Origin of the sequence: Bariatricus sp. SGI.019 (assembly GCF_050315235.1) — a bacterium.
Taxonomy (GTDB): Bacteria; Bacillota; Clostridia; order Lachnospirales; family Lachnospiraceae; genus JAFBIX01.
Genome location: NZ_JBNPOQ010000005.1, coordinates 1 through 18,516 on the forward strand (window position 1 = coordinate 1; position 18,516 = coordinate 18,516).

19 protein-coding genes and 7 tRNA genes are annotated in these 18,516 nt (G+C 39.9%); 21 read left to right on the plus strand and 5 right to left on the minus strand.

Annotation, left to right across the window (positions count from 1 at the left end):
- The first annotated feature begins 14 nt into the window (after positions 1 to 14).
- The 9 genes from ACQRD1_RS04020 (at position 15) to ACQRD1_RS04060 (ending at position 4,708) form a co-directional block, all read left to right on the plus strand.
- A tRNA-Asp gene (locus tag ACQRD1_RS04020) sits at positions 15 to 88 on the plus strand.
- A 35-nt stretch (positions 89 to 123) separates the two neighbouring features.
- Positions 124 to 196: transfer RNA gene (locus ACQRD1_RS04025), tRNA-Val, on the plus strand.
- Positions 197 to 209: 13 nt separating this feature from the next.
- A tRNA-Tyr gene (locus tag ACQRD1_RS04030) sits at positions 210 to 291 on the plus strand.
- Positions 292 to 391: 100 nt separating this feature from the next.
- A tRNA-Thr gene (locus ACQRD1_RS04035) sits at positions 392 to 464 on the plus strand.
- 29 nt (positions 465 to 493) lie between these two features.
- A tRNA-Met gene (locus ACQRD1_RS04040) sits at positions 494 to 567 on the plus strand.
- 21 nt (positions 568 to 588) lie between these two features.
- Positions 589 to 661, plus strand: a tRNA-Phe gene (locus ACQRD1_RS04045).
- Between the two features lie 22 nt (positions 662 to 683).
- Positions 684 to 756, plus strand: a tRNA-Lys gene (locus ACQRD1_RS04050).
- A gap of 247 nt (positions 757 to 1,003) precedes the next feature.
- Positions 1,004 to 3,535 (plus strand): cation-translocating P-type ATPase, encoded by a 2,532-nt coding sequence (locus ACQRD1_RS04055; RefSeq protein ID WP_427786967.1) that lies wholly within the window; start codon positions 1,004 to 1,006, stop codon positions 3,533 to 3,535.
- Positions 3,536 to 3,547: 12 nt separating this feature from the next.
- A complete protein-coding gene (locus tag ACQRD1_RS04060; protein WP_235234224.1) occupies positions 3,548 to 4,708 on the plus strand; it encodes an AI-2E family transporter in 1,161 nt (386 codons plus the stop codon).
- Positions 4,709 to 4,763: 55 nt separating this feature from the next.
- On the opposite strand, the gene rbr is transcribed toward ACQRD1_RS04060, so the two are convergent.
- The 3 genes from rbr to ACQRD1_RS04075 form a co-directional block, all read right to left on the minus strand.
- On the minus strand, positions 4,764 to 5,300 hold the full coding sequence (rbr, locus tag ACQRD1_RS04065; RefSeq protein WP_235234223.1) for a rubrerythrin: 537 nt from the start codon (positions 5,298 to 5,300) through the stop codon (positions 4,764 to 4,766).
- Positions 5,301 to 5,420: 120 nt separating this feature from the next.
- Entirely contained in the window at positions 5,421 to 5,963 is a 543-nt protein-coding gene (locus tag ACQRD1_RS04070) for an NADH peroxidase (protein ID WP_235234222.1), read from the minus strand.
- Positions 5,964 to 6,060: 97 nt separating this feature from the next.
- Positions 6,061 to 6,474 (minus strand): Fur family transcriptional regulator, encoded by a 414-nt coding sequence (locus tag ACQRD1_RS04075; RefSeq protein ID WP_235234225.1) that lies wholly within the window; start codon positions 6,472 to 6,474, stop codon positions 6,061 to 6,063.
- Between the two features lie 271 nt (positions 6,475 to 6,745).
- On the opposite strand from ACQRD1_RS04075, the gene ACQRD1_RS04080 reads away from it, so the two are divergent.
- Together ACQRD1_RS04080 and ACQRD1_RS04085 are read left to right on the plus strand one after the other, a co-directional pair.
- The gene (locus tag ACQRD1_RS04080; protein ID WP_235233589.1) at positions 6,746 to 7,648 is read left to right on the plus strand and encodes a C40 family peptidase; all 903 of its coding nucleotides are present in this window, start codon (positions 6,746 to 6,748) and stop codon (positions 7,646 to 7,648) included.
- 425 nt (positions 7,649 to 8,073) lie between these two features.
- Positions 8,074 to 8,286 carry a DUF1858 domain-containing protein gene (locus ACQRD1_RS04085; RefSeq protein WP_427786935.1) on the plus strand — a complete coding sequence of 71 codons (213 nt, stop codon included), beginning with the start codon at positions 8,074 to 8,076 and terminating at the stop codon, positions 8,284 to 8,286.
- Between the two features lie 55 nt (positions 8,287 to 8,341).
- On the opposite strand, the gene ACQRD1_RS04090 is transcribed toward ACQRD1_RS04085, so the two are convergent.
- Positions 8,342 to 9,088 (minus strand): adaptor protein MecA, encoded by a 747-nt coding sequence (locus ACQRD1_RS04090; RefSeq protein WP_235233591.1) that lies wholly within the window; start codon positions 9,086 to 9,088, stop codon positions 8,342 to 8,344.
- Positions 9,089 to 9,511: 423 nt separating this feature from the next.
- On the opposite strand from ACQRD1_RS04090, the gene ACQRD1_RS04095 reads away from it, so the two are divergent.
- From ACQRD1_RS04095 to ACQRD1_RS04120, 6 genes are all read left to right on the plus strand, one after another.
- On the plus strand, positions 9,512 to 9,724 hold the full coding sequence (locus ACQRD1_RS04095; RefSeq protein WP_235233592.1) for a hypothetical protein: 213 nt from the start codon (positions 9,512 to 9,514) through the stop codon (positions 9,722 to 9,724).
- 101 nt (positions 9,725 to 9,825) lie between these two features.
- A complete protein-coding gene (locus ACQRD1_RS04100; protein WP_235233593.1) occupies positions 9,826 to 11,742 on the plus strand; it encodes a glycosyl hydrolase family 18 protein in 1,917 nt (638 codons plus the stop codon).
- Positions 11,743 to 11,805: 63 nt separating this feature from the next.
- Positions 11,806 to 12,486: an N-acetylmuramoyl-L-alanine amidase family protein gene (locus ACQRD1_RS04105; protein ID WP_235233594.1), complete on the plus strand. Its 681-nt coding sequence runs from the start codon at positions 11,806 to 11,808 to the stop codon at positions 12,484 to 12,486.
- Between the two features lie 61 nt (positions 12,487 to 12,547).
- A complete protein-coding gene (locus ACQRD1_RS04110) occupies positions 12,548 to 13,609 on the plus strand; it encodes an L-threonylcarbamoyladenylate synthase (protein ID WP_235233597.1) in 1,062 nt (353 codons plus the stop codon).
- Positions 13,610 to 13,638: 29 nt separating this feature from the next.
- Positions 13,639 to 14,268: a uracil phosphoribosyltransferase gene (upp, locus tag ACQRD1_RS04115; protein ID WP_235233598.1), complete on the plus strand. Its 630-nt coding sequence runs from the start codon at positions 13,639 to 13,641 to the stop codon at positions 14,266 to 14,268.
- A 22-nt stretch (positions 14,269 to 14,290) separates the two neighbouring features.
- On the plus strand, positions 14,291 to 14,779 hold the full coding sequence (locus ACQRD1_RS04120) for a deoxycytidylate deaminase (RefSeq protein ID WP_235233599.1): 489 nt from the start codon (positions 14,291 to 14,293) through the stop codon (positions 14,777 to 14,779).
- Between the two features lie 103 nt (positions 14,780 to 14,882).
- Here ACQRD1_RS04120 and ACQRD1_RS04125 read toward each other — a convergent pair whose 3' ends face one another.
- Positions 14,883 to 15,119, minus strand: a complete 237-nt coding sequence (locus ACQRD1_RS04125) for a YaaL family protein (protein WP_235233600.1) — start codon at positions 15,117 to 15,119, stop codon at positions 14,883 to 14,885.
- 117 nt (positions 15,120 to 15,236) lie between these two features.
- On the opposite strand from ACQRD1_RS04125, the gene ACQRD1_RS04130 reads away from it, so the two are divergent.
- From ACQRD1_RS04130 to ACQRD1_RS04145, 4 genes are all read left to right on the plus strand, one after another.
- Complete coding sequence (locus tag ACQRD1_RS04130) at positions 15,237 to 15,446, plus strand: pro-sigmaK processing inhibitor BofA family protein (RefSeq protein WP_235233601.1); 210 nt, start codon at positions 15,237 to 15,239, stop codon at positions 15,444 to 15,446.
- A 207-nt stretch (positions 15,447 to 15,653) separates the two neighbouring features.
- A complete protein-coding gene (locus ACQRD1_RS04135; protein WP_235233602.1) occupies positions 15,654 to 16,577 on the plus strand; it encodes a hypothetical protein in 924 nt (307 codons plus the stop codon).
- The gene (locus ACQRD1_RS04140; RefSeq protein WP_235233603.1) at positions 16,578 to 17,810 is read left to right on the plus strand and encodes a CpaF family protein; all 1,233 of its coding nucleotides are present in this window, start codon (positions 16,578 to 16,580) and stop codon (positions 17,808 to 17,810) included.
- The gene (locus ACQRD1_RS04145) at positions 17,737 to 18,492 is read left to right on the plus strand and encodes a type II secretion system F family protein (RefSeq protein ID WP_235233605.1); all 756 of its coding nucleotides are present in this window, start codon (positions 17,737 to 17,739) and stop codon (positions 18,490 to 18,492) included. Before ACQRD1_RS04140 ends, ACQRD1_RS04145 begins: the two co-directional genes overlap by 74 nt.
- Positions 18,493 to 18,516 lie beyond the last annotated feature (24 nt).

An 18,516-nucleotide genomic window follows, 5' to 3' on the forward strand; every position in this document is an offset into this window, starting at 1 on the left:
CATACCTTTAGCAAGGCCCAGTGGCTCAGTTGGTTAGAGCGCCGCCCTGTCACGGCGGAGGTCGAGAGTTCGAGTCTCTTCTGGGTCGTCCGTATCGAATGATACGACATTAAAATTTAATATGGGATCATAGCTCAGCTGGGAGAGCATCTGCCTTACAAGCAGAGGGTCATAGGTTCGAGCCCTATTGGTCCCACTTAAACAAATTTGGATGGATTCCCGAGTGGCCAAAGGGGGCAGACTGTAAATCTGTTGGCGACGCCTTCGAAGGTTCGAATCCTTCTCCATCCATTAGATGTTGAAAGAATCAACTGTTTGCTGAAACCAAAACGGTTCGAATCCTTCTCCATCCACTAGGTGATAATTTTTCATCTATAGCCATCAGGCTTGTGCCGATGTGGCTCAATTGGCAGAGCAGCTGATTTGTAATCAGCAGGTTATCGGTTCGAGTCCGATCATCGGCTTAGTCTTGAAAAAGACATTAATTTCATATCGCGGGGTGGAGCAGTCTGGAAGCTCGTCGGGCTCATAACCCGAAGGTCGTAGGTTCAAATCCTGCCCCCGCAACTCGCACAGCAATGTGCATTCGCCCAGATAGCTCAGTCGGTAGAGCAGAGGACTGAAAATCCTCGTGTCGCTGGTTCGATTCCGGCTCTGGGCATTTTATTTACTAAATATTATAAGGGCGTGTAGCTCAGGTGGTAGAGCACTTGACTTTTAATCAAGTTGTCCGGGGTTCGAATCCCCGCACGCTCAGTTAAACTCTTTAAGGAATGTATCTTTAAAGAGTTTTTTTTACTTGACAATTAGTATATTTTCAAGTATATTGATTCATAATAAAAGGGAGTAACTGGCGTTGATTAATATGTCGGCGTTTGCGATGTCGTCAATACGATGAATAATCATCCGTATCGTAATGAAATGGTGAGACTTTTATTGCATAAGTATTAATTTATGCAATAGGAGTCTTTTTTCTTCTATTGCGAGAAAGTGAGGTTGAATGATGTTAACAAATGAACAGGCAAGACAGAATCAAAAGAAATATGGATTTAATGAATTGGTGGAAGGGAAGAAAAAGAGTGTTTTTCAAATCTTTCTGGAGCAATTCAAAGATTTTTTGGTAATTATTTTAATTATAGCAGCAATTGTGTCAGGATTCCTGGGAGATGCAGAAAGTGCAATCGTTATTTTTGTTGTAATCACAATAAATGCCATTCTTGGAACCGTGCAGACAGTAAAAGCAGAGCAATCTTTAAATAGTCTTAAAAAGCTGTCAGCACCGGAAGCAAAAGTTATCAGAGATGGTGTGTTGATACAGATTCCATCCAGAGAAGTTACTGTGGGGGATGAAGTAATTATTGAAGCAGGAGATTGTATTCCGGCAGATGGGAAGCTTTTAGAATGCGCAAGTCTGAAAGTTGATGAGAGCGCATTGACAGGGGAGAGTCTTTCGGTTGAAAAGTCATTGGATGAAGTTCCAGAAGGAGCAGCACTTGGAGACCAGACGAATAAAGTTTTCTCCGGAAGTTTTGCTACTTATGGAAGAGCGACCTATGAAGTTACAGAGATTGGCATGGAGACGGAAGTAGGTAAGATTGCACGTTTATTAAAAACGACTTCAGAGAAGAGAACGCCACTTCAGATAAATCTGGATGATTTCGGAAGAAAATTATCTATTATTATTCTGGTATTTTGTGCAATATTATTTGGGCTAAATGTCATGAGAGGCGGATCTGTAGTTGATGCATTTCTATTTGCAGTGGCACTTGCGGTAGCAGCGATTCCAGAAGCCTTGAGTTCTATTGTAACGATCGTATTATCTTTTGGAACACAAAAGATGGCAAAAGAGCATGCTATAATCAGAAAACTACAGGCTGTAGAAGGGCTTGGGAGTGTCTCTGTTATTTGTTCAGATAAGACGGGTACTTTGACTCAGAATAAAATGACAGTTGAAGATTATTATGTAGATGAAAAGAGAATCTCTGCAGATAAGATTGATTTGAATCATGAGAATCAGGAGATGCTTCTTCAATATAGCATTTTATGTAATGATTCTACTAATACAGATGGTCAGGAGATTGGAGATCCAACAGAGACAGCTCTGATTAATCTTGGAAATAATTTGGGAATAGATGCCCTAAAAGTGAGAGAAAGCTATCCGCGTATAGCTGAGATTCCATTTGACAGTGATAGAAAGTTAATGTCTACAGAGCATAGATTTGCTGATAAGCCAGTTATGATTGTAAAAGGTGCGGTAGATGTTTTAGTTGACCGTATGAACCATATTAGAATTGGCGATACTGTAAGAGATATATCTGAAGAAGATAGAATGCGAATTGAATTACAGAATCTGGAGTTTTCCAGAGATGGATTGAGAGTCCTTGCATTTGCCTATAAAGAACTAGATATGGAACAGGAATTGACATTAGAAGATGAAAATGAGCTGACATTTCTGGGATTAATAGCGATGATGGATCCTCCGAGAGAAGAATCAAAAGCAGCTGTTGAAGAATGTATAAAAGCGGGAATCAAGCCGATTATGATTACTGGTGATCATAAGATCACGGCAGCGGCAATTGCGAAAAGAATCGGAATATTAAAAGATGATGCAGAAGCATGTGAGGGAGCAGTTATCGAAGATATGTCAGATGAGGAGCTTCAGGATTTTGTGGAAGGAATTTCTGTGTATGCCAGAGTATCACCAGAACATAAAATCCGAATTGTTCGGGCATGGCAGGAAAAGGGAAATATTGTTGCCATGACAGGAGATGGCGTAAATGATGCACCGGCATTAAAGCAGGCTAATATTGGTGTTGCAATGGGAATTACAGGAAGTGAAGTTTCAAAAGATGCTGCAGCTATGATATTAACAGATGATAATTTTGCTACAATTGTGAAAGCTGTTGAGAACGGTCGAAATATATATCAGAATATCAAGAATTCCATTCAATTTTTATTGTCTGGAAACTTTGCGGGTATCTTGACAGTATTATATGCATCACTGGCTGGACTTCCAGTGCCATTTGAACCTGTGCATCTTTTGTTCATTAATCTTCTTACAGATAGTTTACCGGCGATCGCATTGGGATTAGAGCCTCATACAGAAGAAGTGATGAAGCAAAAACCAAGACCAATGAACGAATCCATTTTGACAAAAAATTATCTTACCAGTATAGGAACAGAAGGTCTATGTATAGGAATCATGACTATCATTGGATTTTTAATAGGATATAGAATCAGTACCGCGTTAGCATGCACAATGGCATTTGGAACTCTGTGTACCAGTCGGTTAGTGCACGGATTTAACTGTAAGTCAGGAAGACCTGTTATCTTCACAAAACGATTTTTCAATAATATTTATCTGATAGGAGCATTTTTAATTGGGCTGATATTAATTACTGGGGTATTGACGATACCTGGATTACAAGGATTATTCAAAGTGGTAAGTCTGGATATTTATCAACTTCTGATAGTATATGGTTTGGCATTGTTGAATCTTCCTGTTATTCAGTTGTTAAAATGGATTCGAAGATAAAAAGGAGAAAGTATGAATATAAGTGATGAAGCAGTTAAGAAGATCAGAGGGTTGATTATATTTGCGGCAATTATTATAGCATGTTTTTGGAAATATGATGTCGTCATAAGTGTTTTGGCATTTATTTTTCATGTGATTTTTCCATTTGTTCTTGGTGGAGCAATTGCATTTGTACTTAATGTTCCGATGAATTTTATACAAAGGCATCTCTTTCCAGAGGATAAGATTGAAAAGAGAAAGGTTATAAAGAAGCTTGCACGTCCGTTAAGTATGCTGATTGTATTATTTTGTGTGATTGGAATTATTGTGTTGGTTATGTTTGTATTGATCCCTCAATTGGGAAATACTTTTGCCAATCTGGGAAATAGTATACAGGCGTTTATTCCGAAAATTCAGAAATGGGCAGAGACTTTATTCCATGATAATAAGGAAATTATGAATTGGGTAAATCATCTGGAATTTGATTGGAATAAGATTATGAATGCAGGAATCAATTTTTTGAAAAATGGAGCTGGCAGTGTCCTGGATTCTACGATTATGGCGGCAAAAAGTATAGTAAGCGGAATAGCAACATTCTTTATTGCCTTTGTTTTTGCAATCTATATTTTATTACAGAAGGAAAAATTAAGCATTCAGGCTAAGAAAGTGTTATTTGCCTTTGTGAGAAAAGGAAGAGCAGAAGCAACTTTAGAAGTGCTATCATTGACTTATAATACATTTTCCAGCTTTCTGACGGGACAATGTGTGGAAGCAATTATTTTGGGATGTATGTTTGTGATTACGATGTCAATCTTACGGTTGCCATATGCTCTGCTTGTAGGAATTGTGATTGCCTTTTCTGCATTAATCCCTATTTTTGGAGCGTTTATAGGGTGTATTGTAGGTGCATTTCTTATATTTATGGTAGATCCAATCAAAGCACTCATATTCATTATATTGTTTTTGATATTGCAGCAGATCGAAGGAAATCTGATCTATCCTCATGTGGTTGGAAGTTCTGTTGGTCTTCCTTCCATCTGGGTGTTAGCGGCAGTCAGTATTGGCGGCAGTCTTATGGGGGTAGTAGGAATGCTCATATTTATTCCTATTGTTTCAGTTGTATATGCATTATTCCGGGAAGTTGTATACTTAAAACTAAAGCAACGCAAGATAGATCCGGCAGATATTATTTAAAATGACAATAAAAAAGGAGATAGCGGAAATGATTTTCCACTATCTCCAGTTTATTTTAGTAATTTTCTACTTTTCTTTCAAAATAAGCCTTTGGATGAGCACATACAGGGCATACTTCCGGAGCTTCTTCTCCAATGTAAATATATCCGCAGTTTCCACATTTCCATCCAAGAGGAGCATCACCTTTGAAGGTTGTGCCTGATTTGTAGCTTTCAAGAAGCTTGTTGTAACGTTTCTCATGTGCAGCTTCTACTTCTGCAACAAGTTCGAATTTGGCAGCCAGTGCATCGAATCCTTCTTCTCTTGCCTCTGCAGCCATACGTTTATACATATCAGTCCATTCATAATTTTCTCCTGCAGCAGCGTCTGCGAGGTTCTCAGCTACATCACCAATTCCATGGAATTCTTTGAACCACATTTTTGCATGTTCTTTTTCCTGATTTGCAGTTTCTTCAAAGATATTTGCCATCTGAACGAATCCAGCTTTCTTAGCAGCAGAAGCATAGAATGTATATTTGTTACGTGCTTCTGATTCACCGGCAAATGCATCCATAAGATTTTTCTCTGTTTTAGTTCCAGCGTACTTAGACATATGATAATCTCCTTTATGAATTAATTATTTTTGGAAAAAAACCCTACGCATAACCGAGTAGACTCTTCGAAGCGTAGGGTTTATTCATTTATAATGAGTTTCTGTAGTAAATGTTATATCTTAGCCAAAGTATCTCTTTAACAGACCTTCGAATGCTTTGCCGTGACGAGCTTCGTCTCTAGCCATCTCGTGTACTGTATCATGGATAGCGTCAAGGTTAGCAGCTTTTGCTCTCTTAGCAAGATCAAATTTACCAGCTGTTGCACCATTCTCAGCGTCAACTCTCATTTCAAGGTTCTTCTTTGTGCTGTCAGTTACAACTTCACCAAGCAACTCTGCGAATTTAGCAGCATGCTCAGCTTCTTCGTAAGCAGCTTTTTCCCAGTAAAGACCGATCTCTGGATATCCTTCTCTGTGAGCAACTCTAGCCATTGCAAGATACATACCAACTTCAGAGCATTCTCCTTCAAAGTTAGCTCTTAAATCAGCAAGGATATCTTCGCTTACGCCTTTAGCTACACCAACAACGTGCTCTGCAGCCCATTCTCTTTCGCCTGTCTGCTCTTTGAACTTCTCAGCTGGAACGCCACATACTGGACATTTCTCTGGAGCTGCTTCTCCTTCGTAAACATAACCACATACTGTACATACAAATTTTTTCATGATAATTATCTCCCTTTCTTATTTAAATTTTATTATTTTTAATATTAGTAATTATTACTGATATTAATTTACCATAGTTATTGATAAATGTCAATCGTTATTTTAAGTTTTTTTCCTTTTTTCGTTTCTCACATTCCCCGCAAATTCCGTAGAACAGCATTGTATGTGAATCGATTGTGCCAGCAAAATGTTGGTTGGCAAGTTCATTAATGGAATGAATATGTGCTTCATCTAATTCTAGATCAAAAACGTTGCCACAAGATTGGCATACAACATGATAATGAGGTTCGGTCCGCCCATCGAATCGATCGCCTCCGTCAGGAGTGGGGATCTTAATGGCTTCGCCCATATCAGCTAACAGATTTAAATTGCGGTATACAGTGCCAAGGCTAATATTGGGAAATTCTTCCTTTACATGCATGTATACAGTATCAGCAGTTGGATGTTCCATGGTATGTGACAAATATTCTTTGATAGATGCCCGCTGCCGGCTGTATTTTAAGTTTGCCATTTTTACGCTCCTTTCAATAATGATAATCGTTATTATAATCAGTATATATGAATGTATTTCATTTGTCAACGAATAAATTTAAAATGTAACAATTTGTAATAAAATAATTGGTAAAAAATGTATTTTATTAAGAAATCATCGTATAATATGACGAAGAAAATATTGATAAATAGCCTTGACATAACTTTTGTGGATGATATAATTATTGCGTAACATATGTAACAATTCTGTAATATTTACAAAAGATAAGAAAACATAAAGGAGGGAGTTTATGGATTCTATTCTTAAAAAAGGATTGTTCTTAGTTACAATAACGGGAGCTATTACAGCATTTCCTGCTACGGTGCATGCTGAAGATACAGCAACTGATAACGTATTACCGCAAGTGGGAATTGAAGAAGTGCTAAGTAATTGCTATCTGGCAGATAAAGAAATCGAAGTAGATGATTATCTTGTGCCGACAGAGAAGGGTGAGTATTTAGATATGGCGTTTGCCAATGTCCAGTCGTTTCTATATATAAGAAGTGAACCGACAACGGACAGTGAGTGGGTCGGCAAGTTATATCCTGATTATGCAGCTAAGATTATCGGACCGGTCGGAGAGTGGACGAAGGTTCAATCAGGTACGGTAACAGGCTATGTATATTCTGACTACATTATTATAGGAAATAATGCAGAACAAAAGGCTCAGGATATGATACAGAATTCCGGGACAGAGAATCCTGAGGACGTATTTACTTATGCGGAATCCAGAGAAGAGGAGGAAGCAAGACTTGCAAAAGAAGCAGAAGAAGCTGCTGCGAGAGCTCAGGAAGAGGCTGCCGCGAAGGCGGGAATGGGACAGGCAATTGTTGATTATGCATGTCAGTTTATTGGAAATCCTTATGTGTGGGGTGGTACAAGCCTGACGAATGGTGCGGATTGTTCTGGATTTGTCCAGTCAGTATTTGCACATTTTGGAATCAGTCTGCCTCGTACAACATGGGATATGGAACATGTGGGAACTGCTGTCAGTTATGATCAGGCAATTCCCGGCGATATTATCTTATATGACGGACATGTAGGAATCTATATGGGTAACGGTCAGATTGTGAATGCAATCAACAGTGCAAAAGGAATCGGAATTCTGCCGGCCACTTACACAAATATTGTAACAATCAGAAGATTAATTTAGAATATACAGAATATTAAGAAAAAGCAAAAAATCCTGGGATTATTCCTGGGATTTTTATATATGTAAAATGTTTGTCATGACAGTGTACAAAATAGACAAAAATGTAAAAAAATGTAAAAAAATGGAAAACGGACTTATCCAAGTTTTCCACATCGAAATAGCCAAAAAAGGTGGAAAAAACGATGTTTCTTAAAAATTATCCACATTATCCACATAAAAAGCAAAGAATTTTGGGGATTACTCAGGGTAAATAAAAGAACGGATGTTTTGTGTACTTATAATAAAAATGATGTTTTGTCGAAAAAAAACGAAAAAAATATTGACATCCAAGAAGTCAAATATTAGAAAGAAATTCGTTGAAAATGTTTACACAATGATAAAAACCGACTATAATGGAAACACTGAAGAGAAAAGGAGGTGTCATGATGGCACAGGTTACAAAGGATATGACATTTGCCGAGCTGCTTGAGCAGTACTATGAGAAATGCCCAAAGATCGTTGACGTTCTTGTAGAAGCAGGAATGGGATGTATCGGATGTCCACATTCACAGATGGAATCCATCGAGATGGGTGCTATGGGACATGGAATTGATCCTGATTTATTAGTTGAGAAACTCAACACAACAATTAATGCATAATATAGCATATGAAAAAAGAAGCTTAGGGATATTCCAAAGCTTCTTTTTATCATGATCAGATTTTTGATAGTTCCTGTACTGCATTGGCAGATACAAGAATCTCGCAATGCTCTTCCAGAAATGCCAAAGTAGCACCGGAGGAAACTTCCAAAGTTCCATATTCTGAAAGCATATTGCAGATGCGGTTGAAATCTCTGGTCGTGTGTTCTGACTGTGACAGGGCAAGAATATATATATTCTCGCCTGGATCTTTATACAGAGTGTTAGAACCAGAGTACATGGTGTCAAGCAGATGAGCTGCTTTCAGGACACCTTCCATTGTTGCAAATGAAAATAACCGCAATTCAGATGTGTGCGTGTCTGCAGTTTCTGACGGTGCCGTACTTTCATCTGTATCTGACGCAGTGGCGCTGCCGAACTTTTCCTTCATTTTACCGAGTAAATCTAACAGGGTATCTGCACCTTCCAGTTTATTTGAAATATCTTTTTTCTTTGCATCCCATTCGCTGATGGATGAAGGTGCAAATTTTGAAAAACGGGTATCGAGTTCTTCAGGATCCTCGACTTTAGTAATTATCAGCACGATAGAATCAGAAGAAGCAGGAATAGCCTCGATCATAAGAGGAATATCATCTGCTTCAAAACCAAATTCATAGGCTGCTTGTTGCATCATATCGCGGAAAAGTGATTTAGCTTTTTCGGTTCCATAGGCCAGTTCGCTTAACTGAAGATGGCGGGCAGCGAGATCGGCACGCGTCAAAGTGCAGCGGATCTGATTGTCGTTGAGTTTTTCAATCTTCATATTATCACTTCCTTTTAATGTAGTATAGCATAGAAAATGTCAGATGTTCAATAAAATAAGTATAAAATCAAAAAGTGCTTGCGTTTAAAAATTGAATCGGATATAATGACGATACTAGAAGATAGTTTTCCCGGATGACTACGTTCTTAGAACAAAGGTGGGAGAATTTCCAAATTTTATTTCTAATTCATTTCTAAACATATGAATCATTGAATCTATAAACATCAGAAATCAATCAGTATCAATCATAAAACAGCCGTTTCGGCAAATTACCATGGAACAATGAGATATAGACCTATGACCAGAGCTATCTTCTATGTTAAATAGCTGTGACATGTAAAAGAATTGTATCACGGCATCTCCTTTTATATTATATGCAGTCGCAGCCGTAGTTATCATCTGGTATAAAAAGGAGGGTAGAAATTGGGGGATGAAGTTGACTTACAACGAATGTTTAAAGAATTAACCGGTTATGAAAAAAGGAAAGTCGATCTTAGAATGAATGGGATACCGGCAAGTCCTATGCAGATTGTACAGGCACATATGATACGGGAAGATATTGCTTATATGAGAGACTATGTGCTGAACGACAAAGGCGATATTAAGGAATTGTGGTTCGACAGTATTGAAAAATAATTAATCATGTAAAATGCGAATACCCCGCAAAATAATTGTCGAAATAAATAATGACGTGGGTCACTGATTTTGCTATAATAGAGGCTAATAGGAGGTACAGTATGGAAGATAGAGAAAGAAGAAGCCGTGTAGCATCAGGAGGCCAGGAGCCCAGGAGACGGCAGCCTCAAAGAGACAATGTCAGAAGACGGCGGGTTCAGGAATCCAGAAGACCCCAGTCAGGCAGACCAGGAATTAAAAAATCACCGGCCAGAAGAAAACAGTCAAAGCGGAGAAGAAGAAGGAATCTTATCATCAAGATGTCTTTAGTAATCATATTAGCAGTATTGGCAGTTATAGCAGCATTTGTATGGAAAAGATACAGCCCGACGAAGGAAAAATATGATTTGAATAAATATTATGGGATAGAACAGGAAGGGCAAGTAGCGATTACTGTTGATAATCAGGTGGCAGAACCTCATGGCATGGTATCAGACGGAAAAGTTTATGTCCAGTATGACGTTGTAAGAAATTATATCAACAGCCGGTTTTACTGGGATCCTAATGAAAATGTTCTCTTGTATACACTTCCGAACGATATGGTCACCGTGGAAGTAGGCAGCAAGGATTATAGCGTTTCCAAAGAAAAGAAAAGTGAAGACTACGTCATTCTGAAAACTGAAGGAAGCACAGCTTATATCGCATTAGATTTTGTACAACAATATACGAATATTGAGTATGAGTTATATGATGATCCAAGCCGGGTAATGATAATCAGTGACTGGGGAGAGACGACAGTGGCAACTGTGAAACGAGACACCCAGGTCCGTTATCAAGGTGGTGTAAAGAGCCCGGTATTAACAGAACTCAATAAAAAGGATGAAGTTACCATCATTGAAAGTGAAGAGAACTGGAAGAAAGTCCGTACCAAAGATGGATTTATCGGATATGTGAAGAATAATGCCCTGAAGAAAGAGGAGACGAAAACGATTTCCCGAGATTTTGAAGAGCAGGAGTTCAGTAGCATAACCAAGGATTATACGATAAACATGGCATGGCACAACGTGACCAACAGTGATGCGAACAGCACCGTGCTGCAGCGAATTGCAGAGAGTAAGGGTCTGACGACAATTGCGCCGACATGGTTCCATGTATCGGATACGGACGGTAATCTTGATTCCATTGCATCCGCAGATTATGTTAATTATGCACATCAATCCAACATAGAAGTGTGGGCAGCGGTGCGTGATTTTGATGGAGGAATCAGCTCTTATGAAGAGTCGTATGAAGTCCTAAGTTATACTTCTAAGCGTGAGAATCTGATCAATCAGTTAATATCTGAAGCGTTGCGAGTGGGAATTGATGGAATTAATGTGGATTTTGAGAAGATTTCAGAAGAATGCGGAGAACATTATATTCAGTTTATCCGTGAACTGTCTGTAAGATGTAGGCAGAATGGAATCGTATTGTCTGTGGATAATTATGTTCCAAAAGGCTATAATATGCAGTATGACCGTAAAGAGCAGGGAATTGTAGCAGATTATGTTGTAATCATGGGTTATGATGAACATTTTTCCGGCTCACCGGAGGCTGGATCTGTATCCTCATATAATTTTGTAAAAGAAGGAATAGAAGAGACATTAAAAGAAGTTCCGGCAGAAAAGATTATCAGTGGAATTCCATTCTTTACAAGATTGTGGGAAGAAACTCCGAAGACAGACGAAGAGTTGAAAGAACAGGAAGGAACAGATCAGGCTGAATATACGATGAATGTCACCAGTCAGGCTCTGGATATGGCCAGCGCTCAGGCAAAGGTAGCAGAAGCTGGTGCAGAGATTACCTGGGACGAAGAGACACAGCAGAATTATGCAACCTGGACAGTAGAAAACACAACTTATGAGATCTGGCTAGAGGATGAACAGTCTATTGAACCAAAATTGAAACTCATGAAAGATAATAAGCTTGCAGGAACAGCTGCATGGGCTTTGGGACAGGAAAGTTCAGAAGTCTGGAATCTGATCTTGAAATATGTCAATTAAATAAGATTAAAATACCTCTTGAAGTCATATAGTTAGATATAGAGACTGTCGGGAGGTATTTTTTTGTATAGAAAAGTTGAATTTGTCTTATTACTGTTGTTGTTGGTTGGATTGATTGCCGCCAGTAGAAGATTGGAGCAATATGTATCCAGTGAAAAGGTTGAACAGCAAGAAGATATTGTGGTAATTGATTCAGGGCATGGAGGAAATGACCCCGGTAAAATTGGCGTAAATGGAGCGAAAGAGAAAGAGATTAATCTTCAGATTGCGAAAAAAGTGAAAACATTACTGGAGGAAAAGAAGATCAAAGTAGTCATGACCAGAGAAGATGATTCCACATTGGCAGAAGCAGGTGCAACAAATCAAAAAGTGCAGGATATGAAGGCGAGGGTTCAGCTGATCAACGATACAGCGCCACGACTCACTGTCAGTATCCATCAGAACAGTTATCAGGACGAGAGTATCCATGGGGCACAAGTATTCTATTATACGCATTCTCAGGAAGGGGAGGAAGCAGCGAAAATAATGCAGAAAGCATTATTGGAAGTAGATGAAGAGAATCACAGACAGGCAAAAGCCGATTCTACTTATTATCTGTTAAAAAGAACGGAGGTACCGACCATTATTGTGGAATGCGGTTTCCTGAGTAATCCTGAAGAAGCAGAAAAACTTGTAAATGAAGAGTATCAACAACAGCTTGCACAGGCAATTGTACAGGGAATCGAAACTTGTCTTACCGACTAGAGTGTAGTATACTGTTCAGGAAAGCAGTAGAAGTATATAGACATAGAAAACGAGGAATAACGTGCAGACAATTATAAAAAAAATTGATAAAAATCAAAAAGATACAGATATTATAGCAGAAGCCGGCCGGATCATAAAAGAAGGCGGTCTGGTGGCATTTCCGACGGAGACGGTATATGGGCTGGGAGCTGATGCATTGAATGAGGATGCAGCGAAAAAGATCTATGCAGCGAAAGGGCGGCCATCTGATAATCCTTTGATCGTGCATATTGCAAATATGGAAGCTTTGGATAAGATTACGACATCGATTCCAGCTGCGGCGAAAGTGATTGCCGATGCATATTGGCCAGGGCCGTTGACTATGATATTTGATAAAAGTGAGGTTGTCCCCCTTGGAACAACCGGAGGACTGGATACGGTAGCAGTGCGCATGCCGAGTCATGAGATTGCAAGAGAAGTTATTGAGGCCGGAGGAGGTTATATTGCAGCTCCGAGCGCCAATACTTCCGGGCGGCCAAGTCCTACAACTGCGCAGCATGTGGAAGAGGACATGAACGGAAAGATTGATATGATTGTAGATGGAGGAATGGTAGATATTGGTGTTGAATCGACGATTTTGGACATGACTGTCACACCTCCAATGATTCTTCGGCCAGGAGCGATTACCAGAGAGATGCTGGAAGAATTAATTGGCGAAGTATCTGTGGACAAGACTCTGATTAATCCAGACAGTAAGAAGGCTCCAAAGGCTCCGGGGATGAAGTATCGTCATTATGCACCGAAGGCGGAGCTTACCATTGTAGAAGGACCAATTCAGAAAGTGGTTGAGGAGATTAACCGTCTGACAAAAGAGAAGATGGAAGCCGGCTGCAAAGTAGGTATTATTGGCACCGAAGAGACGATAGGACAATATATGGCTGGAGATGTGAAAAGTATCGGCACCAGAGAGAATGAAGCAACGATTGCCAGTCATTTATATGGAATATTAAGAGAATTTGACAATGACGGAGTAGACTATATATATAGTGAAGCATTTGCCACAGCAGGAATCGGAAGAGCGATTATGAATCGCCTCCTGAAGGCAGCAGGACATCATGTCATTCACATGGAAAGTGACACGTAACATATAAATCATATGAGGAGGAAAAGAAAATGTCTAAGGTACAGATTATGGATCATCCATTGATTCAGCACAAAATCAGCTACATCCGCAGAGAAGAAGTTGGTTCCAAAGAATTCCGTGAAATCGTAGGAGAGATTGCGTCTTTAATGTGTTATGAAGCTACGAGGGATCTGAAATTACAGGATGTAAAGATTAAGACGCCGATCTGTGAGACGGTTGGAAAGGAATTAAGTGGAAAGAAGCTGGCAGTAGTACCAATCTTAAGAGCTGGGCTTGGAATGGTAGATGGCATGCTGAGTATGATACCGGCAGCAAAAGTAGGACATATTGGACTGTATCGTGATCCTGAGACATATGAACCAGTGGAATACTATTGTAAATTGCCATCAGATTGCGATGAAAGAGAAGTCTTTGTAGTAGATCCGATGCTGGCAACAGGCGGTTCCAGTGTTGCAGCGATTCAGATGTTGAAGGATAAGGGTGTAAAATATATCCGCTTCATGTGTATTATCGCAGCACCGGAAGGTGTAAAGAGAATGCAGGAGGAACATCCGGATGTAGATATATATATTGGAGCATTGGATGATCATCTGAACGATCACAAATACATTGTTCCGGGACTTGGAGATGCTGGAGATCGGATTTTCGGAACAAAATAAGATGGCGTAGGAGGAATGTGCTATGGGAAATAAAAGAAAAGATTATATTAGCTGGGATGAATATTTTATGGGGGTTGCCATGCTCTCAGGTATGCGCTCCAAAGATCCCAATACGCAGGTGGGATGCTGTATCGTAAGTCAGGATAATAAGATTCTGTCCATGGGATATAATGGATTGCCAAAGGGATGTTCAGATGATGTATTTCCGTGGAATCGTGAAGGGGAAGATCCTTTGGATACGAAATATGTATATACCGTTCACAGTGAGTTGAATGCGATTCTGAATTATCGCGGAGGAAGTCTGGAAGGAGCCAAGTTATATGTATCGCTATTCCCATGTAATGAATGTGCGAAGGCGATTATACAGAGTGGAATCAAGGAAGTCATCTACGACAGCAATAAGTATGAGAATTCGACGGCAGTACAGGCATCTATGAGAATGTTTGATGCAGCGGGCGTCAATTATCATCAGTATCACAGAAGTGACAGAGAGATTACGATTCGATTGTAATATTTATCAAAAAAAGGAGTGGAAAATGGAGAAGATACCATTTTCCACTCCTTTTGTATGCATTGAGAAGAAGATGCTGCCAGATAGAGCTATAGATTAAATGTTAGATGATCTTGGCCTGCCGCAGCAGAAAACGATAGCGCATCCACGCAGCATTTCCACTATAAATGTAAGCATCGATGAGATCGGGATCGGAAGCATTCTGAAAATGGTTGTAAGCATCTTCCAATTCCTGGCGTGTCTGTGCAATCTCTTCCATCAAAGTATCGGCTTGTGGGTCAAAGGACAGTCGTTTGTAGATATCCTCTTCTGCAGTATTCTTACGTTCAAATAAGTGCATAATCAACCTCCGTAATCAGATAAGAAATCCTCTTTTTTCTAGTATAGACAAATAATGAGAATAAAATACGTGTTGGACGAATATATAATAATAGAAAAGTTGTTTGGGAGGAATTGTATGTCAGAACAGCACTCACATTTTTTGATTCCGTTTATTGTTCGGGCGATCGTGGGAAGCGCAATCATATTTTTTGTAAATGAATTTCTGACCTCTCAGGGAATTCCTGCGCAGGTAGGATTAAATCCTGTCACTGTATTGACATCTGGAATCCTTGGTACGCCTGGGGTTGCACTCCTTTATGGAATTACTTTTTATCAAATTCTGTGAATAATGCACAAAGTTTGAGAAGTTCTAAAAACGGGATGGACAAAGCGGAAGGTGTAGGTTATAATCGTCCTACAAGTTACATCCCGTGACTTGTATCTGATGATTTCATTCTATAGATTCGTGTTATTCAAGTTATTCTATGCCATTTCGGCAGATGTTCAAGGAACAGTTAGTAAGACAAAAGAACTGTAAGAGGAGGGATATTATGTGAGTAGCAGAAGTCTGGTGATCTGCGACCAGGAAGAGAAGTATGCAGCTGCTTTTGCCGCATTTCTGATGAAGAAAAAGGAACTTGCTTTTCAAGTACAGGTGTGCAACAGTCTTATGCAGGTGTGGGCGATTCAGCAGGATACTTCCATTGATATTATGTTGATCGGCGGAAGATTTTCAAGAGAAGAACGGAGTAAGATTCAGGCAGGAACGGTCTTTGTTCTTGCAGAATCTGAACAGACAGAAGTTGGTCCTAATGAAGTGAAGGTGTACAAGTATCAATCTGGGGAATCGATTTTGGCAGAAGTCATTGATCGATGCAGTGAAGAAAATGAGACTGGAGAATTCTTTCTTCGAACGGTGAAAACCAGAAGGACAAAAATCATAGGAATCTTTTCGCCTGTCCATCGAATTGGGAAGACCTCTTATTGTCTGGAGCTTGGAAAAGAGATGGCCATATCAGAGAATGTATTGTATCTGAATCTGGAACTCTACGGTGGAATCGGAGGATATTTTCCAGAAGAAGAAAAGACTCTGGCGGATGTGCTTTATTATTCCAGGCAGGAGAGTAAGAATCTGGGATTTATGCTTACTACACTGGTGCAGCATCTGGGAGCCTTAGATTATCTTCTGCCGGTCAGAGTATCAGAAGATATCAAAGCCGTCTCTCTGGAAGAATGGTGTGATCTACTTCGACAGATCACGGAACAAAGTATCTATGATGTGATAATACTGGATATTGATGAAGGAATTAGAGAAGTCTACGGTCTGTTGAGAATATGTACAGAGATCTATGTCCCGGTTCCGAAGGCAGAAGATGTACAGGCAAAAGCAAAGCTACAACAGTTTGAAGAAGAACTACATCTGCTTGGATATGATGATGTTCGGCGTAAGATAGTGAAGAAGGAGCTGAAGAGATAGATGATACAGGCAGAACAGCTTCATGCCAGGATTCTGGAAGAGATGGATATGACAAGGGAGATGGAAGATGAAGAACTGATGCAGCTAATCTATAGGGTGCTGCAGGAAGTATCCGCACAAGAGTATCTTTCCCTTGCTGAGAAGTCTTTCCTGGGAAGAGAATTATTCAATGCATTCCGCAAATTAAATATTCTCCAGGAATTCCTGGAGGATGAAGATATTACGGAGATCATGATCAATGGAACCCAGAACATCTTTTTTGAAAAAGATGGAAGAATCTATCAGTCGGATAAGCGGTTTGTATCGCGAGAGAAGTTAGAGGATGTCGTTCAGCAGATTGCGGCAGGATCTAACCGGCTGGTTAATGAAGCATCCCCCATTGTGGATGCAAGGCTATTGGATGGATCCCGGGTGAATATCGTTCTGCCGCCCATTGCGATTGACGGACCAATTGTAACAATTCGTAAGTTTTCTAAAGAAGCGATTACCATGAAGCAATTGATTGCATGGGAATCAATCAGTAGAGAAGTATCGGCATTTCTTGCCACATTAGTGGCTGCCGGATATAACATATTCATAAGTGGAGGAACCGGATCAGGGAAGACCACTTTCTTAAATGCATTATCGCAATCTATTCCAAAAACGGAGAGAATCATAACCATTGAGGACAATGCTGAATTACAGATTCAGGATGTGCCTAATCTGGTGAGGCTGGAGGCTAGGAATGCCAATGTCGAAGGATCAGGGGCAGTAACGATCCGGGACTTGATTAAGTCGGCCTTGCGAATGAGACCTGACAGGTTAATCGTGGGGGAAGTACGCTCGGCAGAAGCCATTGATATGCTGCAGGCTATGAATACAGGGCATGACGGAAGTCTGAGTACCGGACATGCGAACAGTCCCAAAGATATGTTAAGCAGGTTAGAGACCATGGTTCTTATGGGAATGGAATTACCACTTCCGGCTATCCAGCGTCAGATTGCATCTGGTGTGGATGTAATCGTGCATCTGGGCAGGCTTCGTGACAAAAGCAGAAAAGTATTGGAAGTAACGGAGGTACTTGGTTATATAGGAGGAGAGATTCAGCTTCAGACATTGTACCAATATGAAGAAACTGGTGAAAAAGAAGGACGGATTCAGGGAGAATGGAGGAAGATCCATGAGATTACACATACCGAAAAATTGTTGGCAGCAGGATATCACAAAGAGAGAATATTCATGGATTACGATTAAATCTATTGCAATTATAGGGATAACCGCATGGCTTTTCTACCGTTCCCTCTGGGCTGTCTTCCTTCTGGCACCGGTGGGTGGATGGAACTTCTGGAGGTTGGTACAAGAACAGGCGTATCAGAAAGAAAAGGAATTCCAGCTACAATTTAAAGAAGCAATACTGGCAGTGTCTTCTGCGATGAATATAGGCTATTCTGTGGAAAATGCGTTTCGGGAGGCACAGAAGGAATTAAAGAAGATCTATCCGGAAGAAGCAAGAATATCGAAGGAACTTCAGATGATTGTAAGACAGCTGCGGGTACATGTTCCTATGGAACAGATATTAGAAGAACTATCGCAGAGGGCACCGACAGAGGATGTCAGAAACTTTGTGACTGTATTTGTGGCGGCAAAGAAAAGTGGTGGTAATATGATTGCTATTATACAAAATACTGCAAATCAGATTGGAGATAAAATTGATGTAAAGAGGGAGATAGATACCATATTAGCTTCAAAAAGATATGAGTTCCGGGTAATGTCGGTGGTGCCTTATGCAATTATCGGATATATGTCGTTAAGTTTTCCTGAATTTATGGAATGCCTGTACGGAAATATATTGGGGATTGGAGTGATGACAATATGTCTGGTCATTTATTTGGCCGCATACTATCTTGGGTTAAGGATCATAAGGATCGAAGTCTAAAGATATTGGTGCCAGGAGGCGTTC